Raw genomic sequence first — 13,124 nt, forward strand, 5'->3', positions numbered from 1 at the left:
TGATCGCCGCCCTCATCGCCGTCGTGATCATCTCGGCCGTCACCGCGCTGGGCACCACGATCCGCGACAAGTTCCAGGCCGTGACCGACGGCATGGCGGGCTCCGCCCCGGCCAGCACCTAAACGCTGCCGCAAGGTCTTGAAACCGGCGAAGGGCCGGGGCCATCGTGCCCCGGCCCTTTTGTTTTGCTGGAATGCCGATAATCCGGCGATCAAAGTAAACGCGACGGTAAACATAAAAGTACGCGTGGGTTTAACCTGAGCTGTCTCATGTTGAAGCTGTAGGGGTGGACGGGTGACCGGCTTCCTCGTTTGCCGATCAGCTGCTCCCAAGGGGAAAGGACGACCAGATGACCAAGTTCGTTTCGAAATTCATGTCCGACGAGTCGGGCGCCACCGCTATCGAGTACGGCCTGATCGCCGCCCTCATCGCCGTCGTGATCATCTCGGCCGTCACCGCGCTGGGCACTACGATCCGCGACAAGTTCCAGGCCGTGACCGACGGCATGGCGGGCTCCGCTCCGGCCAGCACCTAAGCCGGCCGCACCATGAGCATCGGAAGGGCCGGAGCATCACGCTCCGGCCCTTTTTGCTTGAGGGAAACCGGGTCTTAACCGCGTCCGTGCACACTGAGCCCATGGACACCGTGATCTTGGCCCTTCTCGGCATCATGCCCGCTCTTGTCATCGTCGGCGGGCTGAACGACCTGACGACGATGAAGATTCCGAACTGGATTTCGGGGCTGCTGGTCCTGTCCTTCCTGCCGGTCGCCTTCATCTCGGGCCTGGGACCGGTCGGATTTGCTGTCCATCTGGGCGTGGGGTTCGCCGCGCTGGTGGTCGGCGCCGGGATGTTCGCCCTGCGCTGGATCGGCGGCGGGGACGCCAAGTTGATGGCCGCGGCCTGCCTCTGGCTGGGCCTTCAGGGCTCGGGCATGTTCCTGGTCTATACTGGTCTGATGGGCGGGCTGTTCTGTCTGTTCCTCATGCTGGCGCGGGGTCACTCGCGCCCCTATCTGGCCGGCGCTCCGGGCTGGGTCGTCCAGTTGATGGAGCCCAAGGGTGATATTCCCTACGGCGTCGCCATCGCAGCCGGAGCCCTGCTGGCCTATCCCGCGTCTCCTCTGGTGGCGCTTTTCATCAGCCGCTGAGAGCGCCGGCCGCTCCGCCGACCCACGATTTAGGTCCGCGTTAACCCGCGCCCGGCATGGTCGTTAACGGTAGGGGGCCGAAGGACCGATTCACGTGTCCGGGATCGCCCGCCGGAGACCGTCGATGAAGCCTGCCCGTATCATCGTGATCTGCATCGCCGCCGTGGCCGCTATCGGTCTGGCGTTTGTGGTTCGCGCCATGGGGTCGTCCTCCGGCCAGCCGACCGCCGTCGCAACGGCGGCTCCGGCCGAAACCCGCCCGATGGCCAAGGTTCTCGTCGCCGCCAAGGATCTCCAGCCCGGTCAGCGTCTGACGGACGCCGACATGACCTGGAAGGACTGGCCCGTAGATGAGGTCAATCCGGTCTTCATCACCGACGGATCGGTGCCGGTCCCGTCGTCGCCGACCCCCGCCGATGCGGAAAAGGCGGATGACAAGCCTGAAGGCGCTGTCGCTTCCGTGACCCGCGCCGCCACCGACCTCGCCACGGGCGGCGCCAAGGCCGACTACATCGGATCGGTGGTTCGCGAACCCATTCTGGCCGGTGAGCCCATCGTCATGCGCAAGATCGTGCGCGCCGGCGACAGCGGCTACATGGCAGCCTATCTCGAGCCGGGCATGCGCGCCATGGCGATCCGCGTGACCGTGGAGACGGCCGCCGGCGGTTTCATCCTGCCGGGCGACCGGGTCGATGTGGTCCTGACCCGCGAAACCAATCTGTCCAATGTCGGCAACTCCGACAGTGACCGCGCCAAATTCACCTCGGCGACGGTCATGCAGAACATCAAGGTGCTGGCGATAGACCAGTCCACCCGTGCGGGCGACGACGCCCAGGCCGTGATCGGCGCGACGGCGACCCTCGAGGTCGGGCCGCTCGACGCCGAGGCGCTGGCTCTGGCCAAGTCCGAGGGTGAACTGAGCCTCGTCCTGCGCTCCTACGCCGACACCGGCGGTCCTTCGGGCCGGGTGGCCGCCTCGCCGCGTCAGAGCTCGGCGGTGCGCATCTATCGTGGCGGCGCCCCTGACGTGGTGGTGGTCCAATGAAGCGTTTCCTCGCCGTCACCCTGGCGGGTCTGACCGTCGTCGCGACCAGCCCGGTCACCCCGGCTCCGGCCTTCGCCCAGAGCCGGGCCGCCGTCTCGATGGGGTCACAGTCCCAGCTGATCAGCCTGCCGCGCGGATCGTCCATGGCCGTTGATCTGCCGGCGGACGCCCGCGATGTGATCGTGCCCAACCCGCAGGTGGCCGAGGCCATGCTGCATTCGCCGCGCCGCATCACCATCATCGGCCTGCAGCCGGGTGAGACGGACGCCGTGGTGCTGGACAGCGCCGGCCGCACCATCCTGTCGCTGCGTGTCCGCGTCGATGCCGGTGTTTCGGCCCTGCAGGATACGCTCAACCGGGTCATGCCGAACGCCAACGTTCACGCCGAGGCGGTGAATGACAGCATCATCCTGACCGGCACGGTCTTCAGCCCCGGTGAGGCGGATCGCGCCAGCCAGGTCGCCCGCGCCTTCGTGGCGTCGCCGGACAAGGTCATCAACATGATGACCATAGCCGGCTCCGATCAGGTCATGGTCCGCGCTCGCGTCGTCGAGGTGCAGCGCACCGCGATCAAACAACTGGGCTTTGACGCCACGGCCGTCCTGGCCAGCGTGGGAACCGGTCTGTCGCTGACGCAGGGCGCCACCTTTGCGGTCAACGGCAACCAACTGGGCGGCGGCATCATCCGCTATACCGACAGCGCGGGTGACGGATCGAGCACCAACGCGGCCCTGCGCGCCTTCGAACGCGCCGGTCTGGTCCGCATTCTGGCCGAGCCGAACATCACCACCGCCAACGGCGAGGCCGCCGAATTCCTCGCGGGTGGAGAGTTCCCCGTTCCGGTCGGACAGGAAAGCTCGGACAGCGGCGCCTCCAAGGTGACGGTCGAGTTCAAGCCCTACGGCGTGCGTCTCGCGGTTCGTCCGATCGTTCTGTCGCCGGGCCGTATCTCCCTGCAGCTGTCGACCGAAGTATCTGAACTGACCCAGGTCGGCGCCTTCACCCTCGGCGGCGGCGCTGATCGCGCCTTGGTCATTCCGGGACTGAATGTTCGCAGAGCCTCGAATACGGTCGAACTGCCTTCGGGCGGCTCGCTGATGATCGCCGGCCTGCTGCGTGAGGATACCCGCCAGAATATCGACTCGCTTCCGGCGCTGGGCGAACTGCCGGTGCTGGGCGCCCTGTTCCGATCGCGTGACTACATCTCCGGCGAGACCGAGCTGGTCATCATCGTCGAGGCCTACATCGTCTCGCCGACGGCGGCCGGAACGATGCAGACGCCCGCTGACGGCCTGCAGATGGCCAACGATGCCCAGATCCTGCTTTTCGGTCAACTGGACCAGCACTATGCGCCGCGCGAGGGCGCCGCGATGGCCGGTCGTTCCGGCTGGAACGGCCCCGTCGGCTATGTGATCGAATGAGGGCTCCCGTGATGCGTTCCCTGCTCCTCACCCTGTCCGCCGCGGCCCTGCTGGCCGGCTGCGCCTCGTCCGGCGCGTCCGAGCCGCCGCCCCTGAACCCGCTGAGCCGATATTCGCTCCAGACCGAGCCCGGTCTGGATCGCATCGCCCTGGCGGTGCACGAGGACGGCTTGTCGCAAACCCAGATCGCCGCCCTGCGCGAGCTGGCGGCCCGATACGCCGGAGCCGGCGTCGGCCGTATCCAGGTGCAGGGGCCGTCCGGCGATGACCCTGCCGCCTCCCGCCAGACCTGGGCCGTGCGCTCGGCGCTCGAAGCGGTCGGCGTGCCCGCCCGCAACATCGAGGTGACCGGCTACGATGCGCCAGATCCCCGGGCGCCGGTTCTGGCCGGGTTCGAAACCGTCCGTGCGGCGATCCCGAACTGCGCCGCCGAGCGTCGCGACATGGGATCCCGCTTCTCCAACGAATCTTCCCCCGGCCTCGGCTGCGCCATCACCGCCAACATGGCCGCCCAGATCGCCGACCCGCGCGACATCCTTGCGGCCAAGGCTGTCAGCCCTGCCGACTCCGGACGCGCCGCGGTCGTCTTCGACAACTACCGCAAGGGACAGGCCACCTCCGCGCCGCAGGAGACCCTGATCCAGGGCGGCATCTCCCGGGCTGTGGACTAGGTCACAATGAGCAACGCCTTCGCCCCCCGCGCATTCGACGACTTCGAGGACGACGAGTTCGACCTCGACATGGGCTATGTCGCCCAGGGGGCTCCTGCTGCTTCGGCCTTTCCTGCGCCGGAAGTCTTCCCCGCCGAGCCCGGGATGACCGACCCCGAGGCCGGTCGCCGCCCGCCGCTTCAGTTCACGGCTCCCGCTGCCCAGACCCAGCCCCCCGCGCCCCACCCGGAGCGCCCGGCCCTGCCGGAACCGGCCTCGCACGGCGGTGACTTCAATCCGGTGGGGGATCTGGTCGCCGGGGCCAGTGCGGCCTTCTCGCCGCCGATCAGCGCCGGCCACACCGCCGAGGTATCGGTCCCGCGCATCGCCATCCACGTCTTCGCCGAGCGTCAGGATACGTTGGCCGCCGCGGAACGCGCCGGTCAGGATCGCCGCCTGTCGCGCGCCACGACACAGATTCGCGTCGGCGGCGTCGCTGCGGCGGTCGAGGCCTACCAGCACGAGCCGACCCCGCCGCTGATCGTGGTCGAATGCCTCAAGGACCCGCAGACCCTGCTGTGGGAAGTCGATCAACTGGCTGAAGTCTGCGACGCAGGCACCAAGGTCATCGTTGTCGGCGCGACCAACGACATCCTGCTGTTCCGCGAGCTGATGCGCCGTGGGGTCAGCGAGTACCTCGTCGCCCCGCTCCAGCCGCTGCAACTGATCTCGGCCATCGGCGGCCTGTTCGCCGATCCGGCCCAGCCCTTCGTCGGCCGATCCATCGCCTTTGTCGGCGCCCGGGGCGGTGCGGGCTCCAGCTCCGTCGCGCACAACACCGCCTATGCGATGTCCGAGCGGATCGGCGCCAACACGGTCATCGTGGACTATGACCTGCCGTTCGGCACCGCCGGTCTGGACTTCAATCAGGACCCGCTGAACGGCGTGGCCGACGCCTTGTCCCAGCCGGATCGTCTGGACCCTGTTCTGCTGGACCGGATGATGGTTCGCTGCACCGACAAGCTCAGCCTGTTCGCCGCGCCCGCCACGCTCGACGCCGACTGGGAGATCAGCTCGGACGCCTTCGAGGAAGTGACCACCCGGATTCGCGCCACGGCGCCCTTCGTGGTGCTGGACCTGCCACACGTCTGGTCGTCCTGGATGCGCCGTACCCTGATCAGCGCCGACGAAGTGGTGGTCGTGGCCACCCCGGACCTGGCCTCGCTGCGCAACGCCAAGAACATGATCGACCTGATCAGGCAGGGCCGCCCCAACGACGCGCCGCCCCGGCTGGTGCTCAATCAGGTCGGCGTGCCCGGTCGTCCGGAAATCCCGGCCAAGGAGTTCGGCAATGCGCTGGGCGTCCACCCCAGTCTGATCATTCCGTTCGACGCCAAGACCTTCGGGGCCGCCGCAAACAACGGCCAGATGATCCTGGATGCGGGCGGCAAGTCCAAGGCGGCCGAGGCCTTCCAGACCCTGGCCCAGATCGTCTCGCGTCGCGAGGTTCCCCTGCTGTCCGGCCCGAAGGCCTCCGGCGGCAAGTCCTCGATGTTCTCGGGCCTGTTCAGGAAGAAGTCTTAAGGCGTGTTCGGCAAGCGCACAGGTCAGCCCGGCAGTCCCGCGGTCGCCCCGCGCGCCGCACCCGCGGCGCCTGAAGCCGCGCCTGCGGCCGAGCCGGTCTTCCAGCCCCAGCAGGGGGTTCAGACGCAAGCCTTCGCCTTCGGTGGAGACGCTGATGTAATCGAGGCCCCGCGTCCCGCCGCCGCTTCAGCCCCGACTTCAGCCATGGGCGTGGATCGTCTGGATGCGCTCGCGTCGCGTCCTAGGCCCGCCGCGCCACAGCCCAAGACCGCCGGTCCCGGACCCAAGGCCACCCCCGGCTTCGAGCAGTTGAAGAAGGCCCAGCAGGTCGCCGAGATCGTCCGCGAGCAGTCGGACTACTATCACGCCACGAAGACGACGATCTTCAACGCGCTGATGAACACCATCGACCTGGCCCAGCTGGCGCAGCTGGATCCCAAGACGGCGGCTGAGGAAATTCGCGACATCGTCGCCGAGCTGGTGGCGATCAAGAACGTCTCCATGTCGGTCGCCGAGCAGGAGCATCTGGTCCAGGACATCGTCAACGACGTCCTCGGCTACGGCCCGCTCGAGCCGTTGCTGGCTCGCGACGACATCGCCGACATCATGGTCAACGGCGCCGGCCGGGTGTTCATCGAAGTCGGCGGCAAGGTCCAGCTGACCAATGTGCGGTTCCGCGACAACGGCCAGCTGATGAATATCTGCCAACGGATCGTGTCGCAGGTCGGCCGCCGCGTGGATGAAAGCTCCCCGATCTGCGACGCCCGTCTGCCGGACGGCTCGCGCGTGAACGTCATCGCCCCGCCGCTGGCGATCGATGGCCCGACGCTGACCATCCGGAAGTTCAAGAAAGACAAGCTGACGATGAAGAATCTGGTGGAGTACGCCTCCATCAGTCCCGAGGGCGCCCGCGTGCTCGGCGTCATCGGCGCATCGCGATGCAATCTGGTCATTTCGGGCGGTACGGGTTCGGGAAAGACCACCCTTCTGAACACCCTGACAGCCTTCATCGACCCGACCGAGCGCGTCATCACCTGCGAGGACGCCGCCGAACTGCAGCTGCAACAGCCGCACGTGGTCCGTCTGGAGACCCGACCGCCGAACCTCGAAGGTCAGGGCCAGATCACCATGCGGGATCTGGTGAAGAACTGTCTGCGGATGCGTCCCGAGCGGATCATCGTCGGCGAAGTCCGCGGCCCGGAAGCCTTCGACCTGCTGCAGGCGATGAACACCGGCCATGACGGCTCGATGGGCACCCTGCACGCCAACAGCCCGCGTGAAGCCATCAGCCGGATGGAGTCGATGATCACCATGGGCGGCTACGGCCTGCCGTCCAAAACCATCCGCGAGATGATCGTCGGCTCGGTCGATGTGATCGTGCAGGCCGCCCGTCTGCGTGACGGTTCGCGCCGGATCACCCACATCACCGAGGTGGTCGGGCTGGAAGGCGATGTGATCGTCACACAGGACCTCTTCGTCTACGAGATCACCGGCGAGGATGAGAACGGCAAGATCGTCGGCCGTCACCGTTCGACCGGCATCGCCCGGCCCCGCTTCTGGGATCGCGCCCGCTACTACGGGCTGGAGCGCGAGCTGGCCGAAGCCCTCGACGCGGCGGAGTAGGCGCGGTGCTTCCCATTCTCGCCGCCGTTCTGGCGTTCATCACCATCGGCGGACTGGGCTGGGCCTTCGTCGGCGGCGGTGATTCCAGCGACGCCGCGATCAAGCGCGCCCAGAGCTTCAACGGTCCCAAACAGGCCGCGAGCGCCGCCAAGCGCGCCGCCGCCAACACGCCCGAAGCCCGCCGCAAGCAGATCATGCTGCAGTTGCAGGAATCGGAGAAGGCGGAGCGCAGGGCGCGAGTCAGCCTGTCCGCCAAGCTGAAGCAGGCGGGGCTGTCCACGACGGTTCGCACCTTCTGGATCATCAGCGCGGTTATGGGCGTCTTCGCCTTCCTGCTGCCGCTGGTGTTCGGGCTGAACATTCTGATTTGTCTCGGCGCGGCGGTGATCGTCGGGCTGGGTCTTCCGCGCTGGTTCGTTGGCTTCCTGGGCAAGCGTCGGATGAAGAAATTTTCCAGCTTCTTCGCTGATGCGGTCGACGTGATCGTCCGGGGCATCAAATCGGGCCTGCCGGTCCACGACTGCTTCAAGATCATCGCTCGCGAGAGCCCGGCGCCGCTGGGCCCTGAGTTCCAGAAGCTGGTCGAGGGCATGGGCGTGGGCCTGACCCTGCCGCAGGCGCTGGACAAGATGTACGAGCGCATGCCGACGCCGGAGCTGAAGTTCTTCGCCATCGTGATCGGCATTCAGCAGAAGACGGGGGGCAATCTGGCCGAGGCCCTGTCGAACCTGACCACCGTGCTGCGCGCTCGCAAGATGATGGGCGAGAAGATCAAGGCGCTGTCGTCCGAAGCCACCGCCTCGGCGGGCATCATCGGTTCGCTGCCGCCCGCGGTCATGATCCTCGTCAGCATGACGACCCCGGCCTACATGGCCAAGCTGTTCACCGATCCGCGCGGCCAGTTCATGCTGCTGGTCGCGGTCTTCATGATGAGCCTCGGCATCTTCGTCATGAAGAAGATGATCTCGTTCAAGTTCTGAGGACAGGTCATGGGACAGTTCATCGCCTTCTTCACCAACGTCCAGAACCTGCTGAGCCTCGGCGTCGGCGTGCTGGTGTTCGCCACCCTCGTGACCCTGCTCAGCTCGCTCGGTCAGGGCGCCGGTCTGGACAACCGGATGAAGGCCGTATCGGTCCGCCGGGAAGAGCTGAAGCGCCGGTCGCGTCAGGCCATCGCGCAGAGCGGGCAGGGCGGACTGCGCCACACCGATGAAGGCTTCAAGAAGCGGGTCGTCGAGCAACTGAACCTGACCAAGCTGCTGGAGGACCCCAGGGTCGCCGACAAGATGGCCCAGGCGGGCTATCGCGGACCCAAACCGCTGACGACCTTCTATTTCTTCCGCTTCTCGATGCCGTTCATCCTGTTCGCGGTGGCCGTCTTCTACCTGTTCGTCTTCAACGATTTCGGCCTGGCGCTGATGATGCGTCTGACCATCTGCATGGTCGCGGCGGTGATCGGCTTCTATGCGCCCAACATTTTTCTGGCCAACCGCATCGCCAAGCGTAAGACCTCGATCATGCAGGCCTTTCCCGATGCGCTGGACCTGTTGCTGATCTGTGTCGAGGCGGGGATGTCGATCGAGTCCGCCATCCAGAAGGTCAGTCAGGAGATCGGCGGTTCCTCCATCGATCTGGCGGAGGAACTGACCCTGCTGTCGGCCGAGCTCAGCTATCTGCCGGATCGCCGTCTGGCTTACGAAGGACTGGCCAAGCGGACAAACCATCCGGGGGTGAAGTCGGTCGCCACCGCCATGACCCAGGCCGAAACCTACGGCACGCCCTTGGGCGCCGCGCTCAGGACCATGGCCAAGGAAAACCGCGAACTGCGCCTGTCGGCGGCCGAGAAGAAGGCTGCGGCCCTGCCGGCCAAGCTGACCGTCCCGATGATCCTGTTCTTCCTGCCGGTCCTGTTCATCGTCATCCTGACGCCGGCGATCATCAGCATTCAGGACACGATGGCCAAGGGCGGTTGACGAACGTCCGCCGCGAGGGGCCAAGGGCGGTTTAACAAGGTCACCCGCGAGGAACGATGAAGGTCAGGCTTCCGCCGCCGCCTTCCACGCCTCGGCCACGCCGTCGACCGCATGACGCAGGTGCTTGCGGTTCTTGTCGAAGAACATCTCGCCACGCAGGCCCTGGAAGATGAAGCCGTTGGCGGCGATGCAGCTGCCGGGCTCCAGCTCCTCGATCTCGAAATAGCGCACGGACCGGAACCACAGGCCCCGGTTCTCCACCCAGACCAGCTGGGCATAGGGCTGCCACTCGCCGACGCGGGCGACGCACTGGCGCTCCGGAAGGCCCTCGATGGCTTCGATCAGCTTGAGGTCGCCGCCGAAGGCGATGGTTCCGGAGACACCGGTTTCGATCGGGTTCCAGCCGTCCCAGCCGGGCAGGTTCGAGATGACCTCCCAGATGGCGTCCGTCGAGGCCCTGATGCCGATGCGCGTTTCAATCTTGGCGGTGTCCATGCCGCTGATCTGGCACGGCTTGCGAGGCCAGAAAAGGGCGCGCATGGTCTCAGCGGTTGCCTTCCGGTCCGGGCTGGGATGCGGGCGGCGTTGTCGGCGAGGGGGTCTCGTCCCTGTCCGGGAGATCTGGCGGCCCCGTGCGCAGGCTGGGGCTGACGAAGCACAGGACAGTGGCGAGGGCCAGCAGCGCGGCGTTGGCGATGAAGGGCGCGGGCTCCGCCAGTTCGTACAGGGCCACGCCGATCACGGGCGGCAGCAGGAAGCTGAGGCCTGCCAGCGCCATCATCAGCCCGGCGATCGCGCCCTGCTCGGCCGCTCCGACCGAGAGGGATGATCCTGCGGTGAAGCCGGGCCGGGCGAAACCCAGACCCATCGATACCACCGCGTACCCCATCACCACCCCGTAGTAGCCGGGAGCGGTGATGCTGAGGACATTGCCGATCAGAGCCAGGGCGGCGCCCCAACGCACGAGATCGCGGGGTTGCAGCTTCAGCATCGGGATCAGGCCCCACTGCGCCAGCAAGGTGGCGGCGGCGCCCGCGAACATCGCCAGCGATATGAAGGGATGGGCGTTCTCCAGCGCCGTGCCGGTGGCCGCCATCTCATCAATGACATGGAAGCCAAGCACGGAGATGTTGATCGCCTGCGCCCCGGTGACCAGCAGGCCATACAGCAGATAATCGCGGACACGCGGGTCGCGCCACAGGCCCTTGCCGCTCCGGTCACGACCGCTGGGCGAGGGAACGCGCAGAACCTCGCCGCTCGGCAGCTTGCGCCAGACCACCAGCAGGGCCGCCACGCCGATGGCGGCGAAGGCGTACATCGGGCCCGCCAGTCCGACGAGCGGCAGGATGAACAGCGGCGCCAGCATCGGCCCGATCACGGTGCCGAGCCCTTGCGCCGACGCCAGCATGGACATGGCCTGCGTCCGCTGCTCCGCGCTGGTCCGGTCCGCGATATAGGCCTGTGAAGCGATGGGAGCCGCTGATCCGAAGACGCCGTAGATGGTCCGCGCCATGGCCATCAGGGCGAAGGCGACGCCGAAGCCGAGCCAGCCCTCCAGCCCCGCGGTCGTCGCCAGTCCAAATCCGGTCATCGACAGGATGAAGCCGCCCAGACCGATCATCATCACCTTCTTGCGGCCCATCCGGTCCGACAACCGCGCCCAGAAAGGGGAGGTCAGGGTCCACATCAGGGCGGACAGGGCGAAGGCCGCCGACACCAGAATGTCCCGCAGCTGAAAGGTGCGGCCGATGCTCGGAAGCACGGTTTGCAGGGCGAAATTGCCGGCCGCGGCGATCAGGCTGACCGCGAACAACAGGGCGAAGGCGGGCGAGCGAAGGTTCACGAACGCAAGCCTAAGCTCTCGGCCGGTTCAGGTCACCCCCGCTGAATAGCCGTCGACGAAGCGGCGGGGCTGTCGATCTCCAGCTCCAGCGCTGTCCGCACCTGCGCAAGATCAGCGCCTTTCGGCACGATCAGCATGGGCGAGGACTGGCGCCCCGCCCGCACCGCGACCACGGCGTTCTTCGGACAGACATCGAAGCAGTCGGTCTCCATGACGACGACCTCGGCCTTGCGTCCCTTGCCCGCCTTCAAAGTCTTGCGCAGGGCCTTCCTCAGCGAGCGGTCGCCCTCGGGCCCAAAGCCCTCGCCATCGAGCTTCTTCTGGCATTTTCGGCAGACCAGAACCACGTCTCGCCAGTTGGTCTTCGCCTGCTTCAAAGTCATCCGGGACAGATCGAGAGAGTGTCGGTCTTGCGCAAGGGGCTGGGGGACTGTCACGGTGACGGTCTTGCCGGAGACCGCCATGACCATCCGCCGTCTGATCGCCGCTTCGTCGCTCGCTCTCGGGCTGGTCTTCATGGCCGAAGGAGCCGCCGCGCAGGTTCCGCTTTCGCGGGTCGAAGCTGCGGTGGAGCAGGTTAATTCGCGCGTCGTGGAATGGCGGCGGGATTTGCACGCCAATCCGGAACTGGGCTTCGCCGAGACCCGCACCGCCGGGGTGGTGGCCGAGCATCTGCGCGCCTTGGGTCTGGAGGTTCGAACCGGCGTCGGGCGGACCGGCGTGGTCGGCATCCTGCGCGGGGGCAAGCCCGGTCGCACGGTCGCCCTGCGCGCCGACATGGACGCCCTGCCCGTCCTCGAGGCCACGGGACTGCCCTTCGCCTCGACCGCGACAGGAACCTACATGGGGCAGACGGTGCCGGTGGCCCATGCCTGCGGTCATGACGCCCACGTCGCCATGCTGATGGGCGCCGCCGAGGTGCTGGCGGGGATGAAGGACGACATCGCAGGAACCGTCGTCTTCATTTTCCAGCCCGCCGAGGAGGGCGCGCCTCCGGGAGAGCCCAAGGGCGGCGCGGCCCTGATGATCGAGGAGGGGGCGCTGCGCGATCCGCGTCCAGACGCCATCTTCGGCCTGCATGTGGTGCCGGGGCGTCCGGGCACGATCTTCTATCGCCCGCAGGGCTTCATGGCGGCGTCCGATCGGGTGGACATCGTCCTGCACGGTCGCCAGACCCACGGCGCATGGCCGTGGAAGGGCGTGGACGTCATCGCGGCCTCCGCTGACATCGTTCAGACGATCAACAGCCTGACCGCCCGCACCATCGATCCGACCACCACGCCGACGGTCTTCACCATCGCGACCCTTGATGCGGGGGTGCGCTACAATATCATCCCGGACACCGCGACCCTGTCGGGCACCCTGCGCACCTTCGACGTCGCCCAGCGCGACGATCTGGTCCGACGCGCCGGAGTGGCGATCAACAACGTGGCCGAAAACTATGGCGCGACCGCCGAGTTTTCAGTCCGCCAGAACGCCGCCCTGGTCTTCAATAACGCGGAACTCTCCGCTTGGCTCGCCCCGGTCCTGATCGAGGCGGCGGGCGAGGGGAATGTCAATTCGGTCTCTCCGCCGACCACCGTGGCCGAGGACTTCTCCTACCTCTCGCAAGAAGTGCCGGGCGTCTTCTACCATCTGGGCGGCACCCCGGACGGCATCGACCCGGCGAGCGGTCCGCCGAACCATTCTCCCGCCTTCCATGTGAACGAGCGTGTCCTGCCGCTGGGTGTGAAGACCCATGTGCTGAGCGCGCTGCGCTTCCTTGAGCGGCCGGCGCCCTAACCACGTTTCTCAACGCGCGTTCAATGAACCGGGCGCAGCCTCATCCGGTTGGGA

General features: G+C 66.9%; 13 protein-coding genes. 10 read left to right on the plus strand and 3 right to left on the minus strand.

Going from position 1 to position 13,124, the window contains the following annotated elements:
* The first annotated feature begins 349 nt into the window (after positions 1–349).
* The 9 genes from ACODRV_RS16370 (at position 350) to ACODRV_RS16410 (ending at position 9,445) form a co-directional block, all read left to right on the plus strand.
* The gene (locus ACODRV_RS16370; protein WP_141627944.1) at positions 350–535 is read left to right on the plus strand and encodes a Flp family type IVb pilin; all 186 of its coding nucleotides are present in this window, start codon (positions 350–352) and stop codon (positions 533–535) included.
* A gap of 101 nt (positions 536–636) precedes the next feature.
* Complete coding sequence (locus ACODRV_RS16375) at positions 637–1,149, plus strand: A24 family peptidase (RefSeq protein WP_488909047.1); 513 nt, start codon at positions 637–639, stop codon at positions 1,147–1,149.
* A 124-nt stretch (positions 1,150–1,273) separates the two neighbouring features.
* Entirely contained in the window at positions 1,274–2,194 is a 921-nt protein-coding gene (gene cpaB, locus ACODRV_RS16380) for a Flp pilus assembly protein CpaB (protein WP_141627943.1), read from the plus strand.
* Positions 2,191–3,615, plus strand: coding sequence for a type II and III secretion system protein family protein (locus tag ACODRV_RS16385; protein ID WP_488909048.1), 1,425 nt, complete (start codon positions 2,191–2,193; stop codon positions 3,613–3,615). Before cpaB ends, ACODRV_RS16385 begins: the two co-directional genes overlap by 4 nt.
* Before the next feature lie 11 nt (positions 3,616–3,626).
* Positions 3,627–4,286 carry a CpaD family pilus assembly lipoprotein gene (locus tag ACODRV_RS16390; RefSeq protein WP_488909049.1) on the plus strand — a complete coding sequence of 220 codons (660 nt, stop codon included), beginning with the start codon at positions 3,627–3,629 and terminating at the stop codon, positions 4,284–4,286.
* 6 nt (positions 4,287–4,292) lie between these two features.
* Positions 4,293–5,849, plus strand: a complete 1,557-nt coding sequence (locus tag ACODRV_RS16395) for a CpaE/TadZ family protein (protein WP_141627940.1) — start codon at positions 4,293–4,295, stop codon at positions 5,847–5,849.
* A 159-nt stretch (positions 5,850–6,008) separates the two neighbouring features.
* The gene (locus ACODRV_RS16400) at positions 6,009–7,472 is read left to right on the plus strand and encodes a TadA family conjugal transfer-associated ATPase (RefSeq protein WP_488909080.1); all 1,464 of its coding nucleotides are present in this window, start codon (positions 6,009–6,011) and stop codon (positions 7,470–7,472) included.
* Between the two features lie 5 nt (positions 7,473–7,477).
* On the plus strand, positions 7,478–8,452 hold the full coding sequence (locus ACODRV_RS16405; protein ID WP_488909050.1) for a type II secretion system F family protein: 975 nt from the start codon (positions 7,478–7,480) through the stop codon (positions 8,450–8,452).
* A 9-nt stretch (positions 8,453–8,461) separates the two neighbouring features.
* Positions 8,462–9,445, plus strand: a complete 984-nt coding sequence (locus ACODRV_RS16410) for a type II secretion system F family protein (protein ID WP_141627937.1) — start codon at positions 8,462–8,464, stop codon at positions 9,443–9,445.
* Between the two features lie 63 nt (positions 9,446–9,508).
* On the opposite strand, the gene ACODRV_RS16415 is transcribed toward ACODRV_RS16410, so the two are convergent.
* From ACODRV_RS16415 to ACODRV_RS16425, 3 genes are read right to left on the minus strand one after another with little or no spacing between them, the layout of a single operon-like run.
* Positions 9,509–9,985 (minus strand): SRPBCC domain-containing protein, encoded by a 477-nt coding sequence (locus tag ACODRV_RS16415; protein ID WP_488909051.1) that lies wholly within the window; start codon positions 9,983–9,985, stop codon positions 9,509–9,511.
* 4 nt (positions 9,986–9,989) lie between these two features.
* Positions 9,990–11,288 carry an MFS transporter gene (locus tag ACODRV_RS16420; protein WP_488909052.1) on the minus strand — a complete coding sequence of 433 codons (1,299 nt, stop codon included), beginning with the start codon at positions 11,286–11,288 and terminating at the stop codon, positions 9,990–9,992.
* Between the two features lie 32 nt (positions 11,289–11,320).
* Complete coding sequence (locus ACODRV_RS16425; protein WP_488909053.1) at positions 11,321–11,671, minus strand: hypothetical protein; 351 nt, start codon at positions 11,669–11,671, stop codon at positions 11,321–11,323.
* Positions 11,672–11,750: 79 nt separating this feature from the next.
* Here ACODRV_RS16425 and ACODRV_RS16430 point away from each other — a divergent pair, with 79 nt between their 5' ends.
* A complete protein-coding gene (locus ACODRV_RS16430) occupies positions 11,751–13,070 on the plus strand; it encodes an amidohydrolase (RefSeq protein ID WP_488909054.1) in 1,320 nt (439 codons plus the stop codon).
* Positions 13,071–13,124 lie beyond the last annotated feature (54 nt).

This window comes from Brevundimonas sp. FG8 (genome assembly GCF_057808845.1).

Coding starts and splice junctions, on each gene's coding strand:
- ACODRV_RS16410 (WP_141627937.1), top strand. CDS start 8,462: ATGGGACAGTTCATCGCCTTCTTCACCAACGTCCAGAACCTGCTGAGC.
- ACODRV_RS16370 (WP_141627944.1), top strand. CDS start 350: ATGACCAAGTTCGTTTCGAAATTCATGTCCGACGAGTCGGGCGCCACC.
- ACODRV_RS16385 (WP_488909048.1), top strand. CDS start 2,191: ATGAAGCGTTTCCTCGCCGTCACCCTGGCGGGTCTGACCGTCGTCGCG.
- ACODRV_RS16425 (WP_488909053.1), bottom strand. CDS start 11,671: ATGACTTTGAAGCAGGCGAAGACCAACTGGCGAGACGTGGTTCTGGTC.
- ACODRV_RS16415 (WP_488909051.1), bottom strand. CDS start 9,985: ATGCGCGCCCTTTTCTGGCCTCGCAAGCCGTGCCAGATCAGCGGCATG.
- ACODRV_RS16390 (WP_488909049.1), top strand. CDS start 3,627: ATGCGTTCCCTGCTCCTCACCCTGTCCGCCGCGGCCCTGCTGGCCGGC.
- cpaB (WP_141627943.1), top strand. CDS start 1,274: ATGAAGCCTGCCCGTATCATCGTGATCTGCATCGCCGCCGTGGCCGCT.
- ACODRV_RS16430 (WP_488909054.1), top strand. CDS start 11,751: ATGACCATCCGCCGTCTGATCGCCGCTTCGTCGCTCGCTCTCGGGCTG.
- ACODRV_RS16395 (WP_141627940.1), top strand. CDS start 4,293: ATGAGCAACGCCTTCGCCCCCCGCGCATTCGACGACTTCGAGGACGAC.
- ACODRV_RS16375 (WP_488909047.1), top strand. CDS start 637: ATGGACACCGTGATCTTGGCCCTTCTCGGCATCATGCCCGCTCTTGTC.